Annotated in this window: 9 protein-coding genes; 7 read left to right on the top strand and 2 right to left on the bottom strand. The window is 71.8% G+C overall.

The genetic code is table 11. From position 1 onward, the window contains the following. Window positions 1–85: 85 nt before the first annotated feature. The 5 genes from ADL22_RS09120 (at window position 86) to ADL22_RS09140 (ending at window position 4,767) form a co-directional block, all read left to right on the top strand. Window positions 86–1,126 (top strand): bifunctional MaoC family dehydratase N-terminal/OB-fold nucleic acid binding domain-containing protein, encoded by a 1,041-nt coding sequence (locus ADL22_RS09120; RefSeq protein WP_066975610.1) that lies wholly within the window; start codon window positions 86–88, stop codon window positions 1,124–1,126. 1 nt (window position 1,127) lies between these two features. Next, window positions 1,128–2,339 (top strand): acyl-CoA dehydrogenase family protein, encoded by a 1,212-nt coding sequence (locus ADL22_RS09125; RefSeq protein WP_066975596.1) that lies wholly within the window; start codon window positions 1,128–1,130, stop codon window positions 2,337–2,339. Beyond that, a complete protein-coding gene (locus ADL22_RS09130; protein WP_079063966.1) occupies window positions 2,336–2,860 on the top strand; it encodes a MaoC/PaaZ C-terminal domain-containing protein in 525 nt (174 codons plus the stop codon). Before ADL22_RS09125 ends, ADL22_RS09130 begins: the two co-directional genes overlap by 4 nt. Continuing rightward, on the top strand, window positions 2,857–4,023 hold the full coding sequence (locus ADL22_RS09135; RefSeq protein ID WP_066975598.1) for a lipid-transfer protein: 1,167 nt from the start codon (window positions 2,857–2,859) through the stop codon (window positions 4,021–4,023). Before ADL22_RS09130 ends, ADL22_RS09135 begins: the two co-directional genes overlap by 4 nt. A gap of 192 nt (window positions 4,024–4,215) precedes the next feature. Then, window positions 4,216–4,767: a SigE family RNA polymerase sigma factor gene (locus ADL22_RS09140; protein ID WP_066975601.1), complete on the top strand. Its 552-nt coding sequence runs from the start codon at window positions 4,216–4,218 to the stop codon at window positions 4,765–4,767. A 10-nt stretch (window positions 4,768–4,777) separates the two neighbouring features. On the opposite strand, the gene ADL22_RS09145 is transcribed toward ADL22_RS09140, so the two are convergent. Together ADL22_RS09145 and ADL22_RS09150 are read right to left on the bottom strand one after the other, a co-directional pair. After that, entirely contained in the window at window positions 4,778–5,098 is a 321-nt protein-coding gene (locus ADL22_RS09145; RefSeq protein ID WP_066975604.1) for a DUF397 domain-containing protein, read from the bottom strand. After that, window positions 5,095–5,943 carry a helix-turn-helix domain-containing protein gene (locus ADL22_RS09150; protein WP_066975605.1) on the bottom strand — a complete coding sequence of 283 codons (849 nt, stop codon included), beginning with the start codon at window positions 5,941–5,943 and terminating at the stop codon, window positions 5,095–5,097. The genes ADL22_RS09145 and ADL22_RS09150 overlap by 4 nt, the downstream gene beginning before the upstream one ends. A 109-nt stretch (window positions 5,944–6,052) precedes the next feature. Here ADL22_RS09150 and ADL22_RS09155 point away from each other — a divergent pair, with 109 nt between their 5' ends. Both ADL22_RS09155 and ADL22_RS36045 read left to right on the top strand, forming a co-directional pair. Continuing rightward, entirely contained in the window at window positions 6,053–6,463 is a 411-nt protein-coding gene (locus ADL22_RS09155; protein ID WP_066975608.1) for an ATP-binding protein, read from the top strand. A 280-nt stretch (window positions 6,464–6,743) separates the two neighbouring features. Then, on the top strand, window positions 6,744–7,312 hold a 569-nt coding region (locus ADL22_RS36045; protein ID WP_324615522.1), incomplete at its 3' end, for a helix-turn-helix domain-containing protein.

Raw genomic sequence — 7,312 nt, forward strand, 5'->3', positions numbered from 1 at the left:
GGGCGGGGAGGGGGTGGGGGAGGGGAAGGGGGGGGGGGGGGGGAGGGTTTCGGGGGGGGGGGGGGGGGGGGGGGACGTGGCCGGGATACCGGGCGCGGGGGCTGTACCGGGCGGAGGGTCTGTACCAGGTAGTGCCGGCCCCGATGGCGACGCCGACGCCGGGGCCGCGTTCGAGAAGGCGCTCCGGGCGTTCGAGGGCCGGTCGGCCGCCACCGAGGGCGTCGGCAAGGACCCCGTCAACGAGGCGATGATCCGCCACTGGTGCGAGGCGATGGGCGACGCGCACCCGGCCTACCGGGGACCCGGCGCGGTCGCCCCGCCCACCATGCTCCAGGCGTGGACGATGGGCGGCCTCTCCGGCCACCAGGGCCGCAGCCCCGCCCACGACGAACTGTTCGCACTGCTCGACGGCGCCGGCTACCGCGCGGTCGTCGCCACCGACTGCGAACAGGAATACCTGCGTCCGCTGCGCCCCGGGGACGTGATCACCTTCGACGCGGTGATCGAGTCGGTCTCGCCTCGTAAGACCACCAAACTGGGCTCCGGCCACTTCATCACCACCCGGATGGACGTCCGGGCGAACGGCGAACCAGCCGGGACGCACCGCTTCCGCATCCTCAAGTACGCCCCGGCCGCCCGGCCCGCTCCCCAGGAGGCGGCCCCCGGTGCCCAGGGGGCGGCCCCCGACGCGCGCCCCAAGGCGGAGCGACCCCGGCCCGTCGTCAACCGGGACAACGCCGGGTTCTGGGAGGGCGTCGCCGACCGCAAACTGCTCATCCAGCGCTGCGGCGGCTGCGGCACCCTGCGCTTCCCCTGGCTGCCCGGCTGCAACCGGTGCGGGGCGGCGGAGTGGGACACCATCGAGGCGAGCGGCGCGGGCACCGTCTACTCGTACGTCGTGATGCACCACCCGCCCTTCCCGGCGTTCGATCCGCCGTACGCGGTCGCGCTGGTCGAGCTGGCGGAGGGGGTGCGGATGGTCAGCAATGTGACCGGGGTGCGGTACGACGCGGTGCGGATCGGGATGCCGGTGCGGCTGGAATTCCTGCGGGTGGATGAGGAGTTGGTGCTTCCGGTCTTCCGGGCGGTGGAGGCCCCGGGTGCGGGCCCCGGTGGGGAGGGCTGACGTGGACTTCACGCCTACGGAGGAGCAGCGGGCCGCGCGCGACCTGGCGGCGGAGGTCTTCGGCGACCTCGCCACGCCGGAGCGGCTGGCGGAGCTCGGCCCGTCCGCCGACGCCGCGCTGTGGAAGGCGCTGTGCGCGGCCGGACTGCCGGGCGCGGCCGAGGAGACCGGGCTGCTGGGCCTCGTCCTGATGCTGGAGGAGCAGGGCCGGACGACCGCCCAGGTGCCGTTCGCGGCCAGCTGCGTCTACGGGCTGCTGGCCCTCGGCGCGCACGGCAGCGAGGAGCAGCGGGCGCGGCTGCTCCCCGGATTGCGGGACGGCACGGAGGTGGCCACGGGGGCGTTCACGCGGGGGAGGGGGCTTGGCGTCGTCGCGCGCGGGGGCTGGGACGGCTCGCTTGGAGCCGCCGTCCGGGCCCGGCTGACCGGCGTCGTCCCCGTCGTGCCCTGGCTGTGCGCCGCGACGCTGCTGCTGGTGCCGGACGCGGAACGCCGGCTGTGGCTCGTCCGCACCGGCGACCCCGGCGTCGGCGTCGAGCCGGTGGCCACCACCGCCCCGTGGTCGGCGGGCCGCCTCACCCTGGATGGCGCCCCGGCCGAGGCCCTGGGGGACGGGCCGGTGGCCGCGCCCCCGGTGGCCGGCCCGGCACCCGCGCGCCCGGTGGACGGCTCGTCCCCCACGCCCCCGTTAGCCGACCCCGATCGCGCCCCCACCCCCTACGACGACATCCTCGCCACCGCCCGTACCGCCTTCGCCGGACTCCAGGCCGGTGTCTGCGCGGGCGCGCTGGCCCGGGCGGTGGCGCACACCACCACCCGCGAGCAGTTCGGCCGCCCGCTCGCCGCCAACCAGGCCGTCCAACTCCGCGCCGCGGAGGCGTACATGGACACCGAGGCGATCCGCGTCACCGCCTACGAGGCCGCCTGGCGCCGGGACGCGGGCCTGCCCGCCGGTACGCACGCGCTGACCGCCGCCTGGTGGGCGTCCGAAGCCGGCAAACGGGTGGTCCACACGGGCCAGCACCTGCACGGCGGCCTCGGCGCGGACCTCGACCACCCCGTCCACCGGCACTTCCTCTGGGGACGGCAGCTCGACGCGCACCTGGGCGCGGGCGCCGAACTCCTCGAAGAATTGGGCGAGTTGCTGACGAATCCGACCGAGCGGACGAGGCTGACGGAGCCGACGGATCCGACGAAGGAGCCCCAGGCATGACCACGACCACGGACACCGCCCCCGAGGGGCAGCCCGGCCCCGGCGCACCCGGTGAACGGCCCGAGCCCGGCACCCCCCTTCCCCCACTCACCCTCCCCCTCACCCGCACCCTGATCGTCGCCGGGGCCCTGGCCTCCCGCGACTACCAGGACGTGCACCACGACGCGGAGGCGGCCCGCGAGAAGGGCTCCCCGGACATCTTCATGAACATCCTGACCACCAACGGCCTCGTCGGCCGCTACGTCACCGACCACTTCGGCCCGAGCGCCGTCCTGCGCAAGGTCGCCATCCGCCTCGGCGCGCCCAACTACCCAGGAGACACGATGGTGTTGCGCGGCACGGTCACCGCCGTCGACGGCGACACGGCCGAGGTCCGCATCACCGGCACCAACGCCCTCGGCACCCACGTCACCGGCACGGTCACCGTAACGACGGGGCCCCCGACCGACGCCCCCGCAGCGGCCCCCGCAGAGGCCCGCACGGAAGCCCCGGCCCCGGCCCCCACCGAGGCCCCCCGATGACCCGCCACCGCCCCGACACCCTCGGCGGCCGCGCCGCCCTCGTAGGCATCGGCGCCACGGAGTTCTCCAAGGACTCCGGCCGCAGCGAACTCACCCTCGCCGTGGAGGCCGTCCGCGCCGCCCTGGCCGACGCCGGCCTCACCCCCGCCGACGTCGACGGCCTGGTCACCTTCACCATGGACACCAACCCCGAGATCACCGTCGCCCAGGCCGCCGGCATCGGCGAGCTGACCTTCTTCTCCCGCGTCCACTACGGCGGCGGCGCGGCCTGCGCCACCGTCCAGCAGGCGGCGCTGGCGGTCGCTACCGGCCTCGCCGACGTGGTCGTCTGCTACCGCGCGTTCAATGAACGTTCCGGCCGCCGCTTCGGTTCCGGCGTCCAGCACCGCGAACCGTCCGCCGAGGGCGCCGCGCTCGGCTGGAACCTCCCGTTCGGCCTGCTCACCCCGGCTTCCTGGGTCGCCATGGCCGCGCAACGGTACCTCCACGCCTACGGGCTGACCCCGGAGGCGTTCGGGCACGTCGCGGTCACCGACCGCCGCCACGCCGCCCGCAACCCGGCCGCGTACTTCCACGGCAAGCCGATCACCCTCGCCGACCACGCCGCGTCCCGCTGGATCGCCGAACCGCTGCGGCTGCTGGACTGCTGCCAGGAGACCGACGGCGCCCAGGCGCTCGTCGTCACCTCCGCCGAACGCGCCCGCGACCTCCCCCACCCGCCCGCGCTGATCACCGCCGCGGCCCAGGGCGCCGGCCGCGCCCAGGAGCAGATGACCAGCTTCTACCGCGACGACCTCACCGGCCTCCCCGAGATGAACGTGGTCGCCCGCCAGCTCTGGCGCACCTCCGGCCTGACCCCCGCCGACATCGACGTCGCCATCCTCTACGACCACTTCACCCCCTTTGTCCTGATGCAGTTGGAGGAGTTCGGCTTCTGCGGTCGCGGCGAGGCCGCCGATTTCGTCGCCGCCGACGCGCTCCCGCTCAACACCCACGGCGGCCAGCTCGGCGAGGCGTACCTGCACGGTATGAACGGCCTGGCCGAAGCCGTCCGCCAGCTCCGCGGCACCAGCCCCAACCAGGTCCCCGACCCCGCGCACGTCCTGGTCACCGCGGGCACCGGCGTGCCCACCTCGGGTGTGGTCCTGGGCCGCGCCGGGTAACCGGGCCACGGGCCCGCTCCCGGAGGAGCGAGGGGCCCGCCCCCGGGAGCCGCGCCCCGGCCCCTAGGGGAGCCCGCCGCGCGCTCCCCCTTGAGGAGGTGGGGAAGCCCCCCGCCCTACAACTTGAGAGGGACGCCGCTTCGGCACCTTGGGCCGACGCCCGCGCGCCGGGCCGCTCCTAGCGTGGAGGACATGACCACGTCTGTGTGCACAAGCGCCTCGACGCCCGCGACGTTCCCGTCGTTCGCGTCCTACGTACGGGCCCGGGGGCCGGTTCTGCTGCGCGCCGCGCGGTCCCTGTCCTCGAACCCGAACGACGCCGAGGACCTCCTCCAGACCGCGCTCACCAAGACGTACGTCGCCTGGGAACGCATCGAGGACCACCGCGCGCTGGACGGCTACGTCCGCCGCGCGCTGATCAACACCCGCACCTCCCAGTGGCGCAAGCGCCGGGTCGAGGAATTCGCCTGCGACGAACTCCCCGAGCCCGACCCCCTCCCGTCCCCCGACCCGGCGGAACTCCAGGGCCTCCGCGACGCCATGTGGCGCGCGATCATGCGCCTGCCCGCCCGCCAGCGCGCCATGGTCGTCCTGCGCTACTACGAAGACCTCAGCGAGGCCCACACCGCCGAAATCATGGAAGTTTCGGTCGGCACCGTCAAAAGCGCCGTCTCCCGCGCCCTCGCCAAACTCCGCGAGGACCCGGAACTGGCATCCCTGGGCCTGACCCGCGCCGTCGCCTGACGCCGGACACCTACGCCCGCGCGAACGCCACGAAGTCCGCCCACGCCGCCGGGCGAACGTGCAGGTGGGGGCCGTCAACGTCCTTGGAGTCCCGGATGTGAATGGTGGTAGGGGTGGGCGCGACCTCGACGCAGTCGTCACGCTCATTGCTATTGCTGTAGCTGCTCTTCGTCCAGCCGACCTCGACGCAGTCGTGGTCTTCGTTGCTGTTGCTGTAGCTGCTCTTGGTCCAGACAACTTCAACGCAGTCGTTGATGTCACTGCTGTCGCTGTAGCTGCTCTTGACCCACGCCAGTTCGCCGGCGTTTCCGTACGAGGGCTTGAGGCTCATGTCTCTCCCAGCACTTTCTCGATGAAGGCCAGTGACTCCCGGGGCGTGAGAGCCTGGGAACGGATGATTCCATAGCGCAACTCAATGACTTGGATCAGCTTCGGGTCTTCGACCGGGCGCCTGCCGAACTGACTTGTCGAGTGCCCAACGACCGAGCCGTCCGCGAACTTGAGCAACTGGATGCGGCCATCCATCCCCGCATGATCGTCTCGGTCAATCGGCATGACCTGAATCTCGACGTTCCGCAGGCTACCCACCTCCAACATCCGTTCGAGTTGGCGCCGGTGCACCATTCTCCCTCCGAGAGGGCGCCGGATAGTTGCCTCTTCCTGGACGAAAGTGAGCGAGGGAGCGGGGGTCCGGTCGTAGATCGACCATCGGGCCATACGCGCGGCCATCAAGGTCTCGACCTCGTCCTTCGGCCAGGCGGGCCGTCGCATCTCGTACAGCGCGCGCATGTACTCCTCCGTCTGCAAGAGACCATGCACGTTGTGGTTCTCGTACGAGCCGAGCTCGACGGCCTCGTCCTCCCAGCGCTTCAGGTCGCGGACCTTCTTCGGATAGCGGGCCTTCTCCACGTCCTCCCGCATCCCGGCGAGCTTTCCGCCTGCCTTGAGGATCCGGTCCGCCTTGGCCAGGTATTCCGGGCGCGGGATCCGCACTCCCTGCTCGATCTTGTAGATCAAGCCCTCGCTGTAACCCATCAACTCCGCGAAGTCGGCGGCCCGCAGGCCGGCCGCCACCCTCCACAGCTTGAGCTGGCGCCCGACCACCTCGACTGACGGCTGGGGATCGTCCTCCGGATCAAGTGCCCAGCTTGAGTCGTCCGTGACATCGCTATGCACGCGCCTCACCTCCTGGACAGCCGAGACATCCTGTCCACCTCCTGGACATCACCGAACGTGTCGACGTCATCACTTCTCAGAGTAGGTCCGGGCGACCACGCTGAGTGAGGTGAACCAGCGAATCGCGGAGCCGAAGCTCCACTTCCGTGTCCAGCTGTCCGCTACGCGCCGGGGTGCACGCTTGGCGCGCCTCCTCGGGGTCGAGCAACTCCGCTCCTGGGGCCTGCCGTTCGAAGATCCCGCTCAGGTGATCTCCGAACTGGCCGCCAACGCGGTCTCGCACGGGCGCGTACCGGGCCGGGACTTCCGCCTCGTACTGGCCGCTGACGCGGACACGCTCAGTATCGGTGTCACGGACGCACGCGGCGACCGGATCCCGGTACAACAGGCTCCGGCCGACGAGGAGTCGGGACGCGGACTGCTCATCGTCGGCGCGCTCGCCAGCCGTTGGGGCACGGTCCGGGGCCCGTTCCCGTGCAAGACGGTCTGGGCGGAGTTCGACCTGCCGATGTGGAACTGATCTGACATCGACCGGAGCCCGGTCCGCTGGGCTCCGGTGGCGCTGGCCCCTTCAAGAACCCATAACCGTGGGGAAATAACCAACCAACCCAAACCAAACCCGCGGGCTCGCACGCCTGTGTCACACGGTGGGGTGATCCAGCGGCTCTGGGCTGGCTTTTCCACAGCGATGCGGTGCAGGCTCAGCGGCAGCACCACAAACTTTCCGCAAAAGCAATGGCCCCCGGCGGGACTGCCATCCCGGTCGAGGGCCTGACCACCCAGGAAGTCGAGCCTTCCCGATGGCTGAGAAGAAGCTTAACGCGCCTGCCCGCGCTCCGCACACGGTTCACCGGTCCCCCGCAGGGGTGCAGAAGGTGACCGAATTCCAAGAACCCGGCTACACGATCATCGGCGATCACCTCGCCCAGCACCAGGAGTTGTCGCTCGGCGCGATCGGTCTCGCGGTCTACATCCTCTCGTTGCCCGAGGGCTCGCAGGTCGACATCCGTACGCTGGCGGAGAGGTTCCCCGAGGGACGCGAGCGGATCGCCTCCGGCCTGCGGGAACTGGAGCGACACGGTTACCTGAAGCGGGTGACGAAGCGATTAGACGATGGCCGTCTCGTCACGGTCACGACCTCGTACAACAACCCTGCGGCGACCAAGGCCCGCCTCGCCAAGCACCCAAAGGCCCCCGAACGAGCCCACGGCCGGGAACCCGTACCTGCACCCGTACGGAAGCCCGCACCCGTACCCGTACGGAAGCCAGCCCCCGTACGGCAGCCCGCGCCCGCACGGCAGCCGACAGCCGTAAAACAACCGGCCCCGCCCAAGGCGCCACCCCGCCCACCACTTGCGCGCCCCCGCAG

This window comes from Streptomyces sp. NRRL F-4489, assembly GCF_001509485.1.
In the GTDB taxonomy this organism is placed as follows: Bacteria; Actinomycetota; Actinomycetes; order Streptomycetales; family Streptomycetaceae; genus Streptomyces.

Coding starts and splice junctions, on each gene's coding strand:
- ADL22_RS09140 (WP_066975601.1), top strand. CDS start 4,216: ATGACCACGTCTGTGTGCACAAGCGCCTCGACGCCCGCGACGTTCCCG.
- ADL22_RS09145 (WP_066975604.1), bottom strand. CDS start 5,098: ATGAGCCTCAAGCCCTCGTACGGAAACGCCGGCGAACTGGCGTGGGTC.
- ADL22_RS09135 (WP_066975598.1), top strand. CDS start 2,857: ATGACCCGCCACCGCCCCGACACCCTCGGCGGCCGCGCCGCCCTCGTA.
- ADL22_RS09130 (WP_079063966.1), top strand. CDS start 2,336: ATGACCACGACCACGGACACCGCCCCCGAGGGGCAGCCCGGCCCCGGC.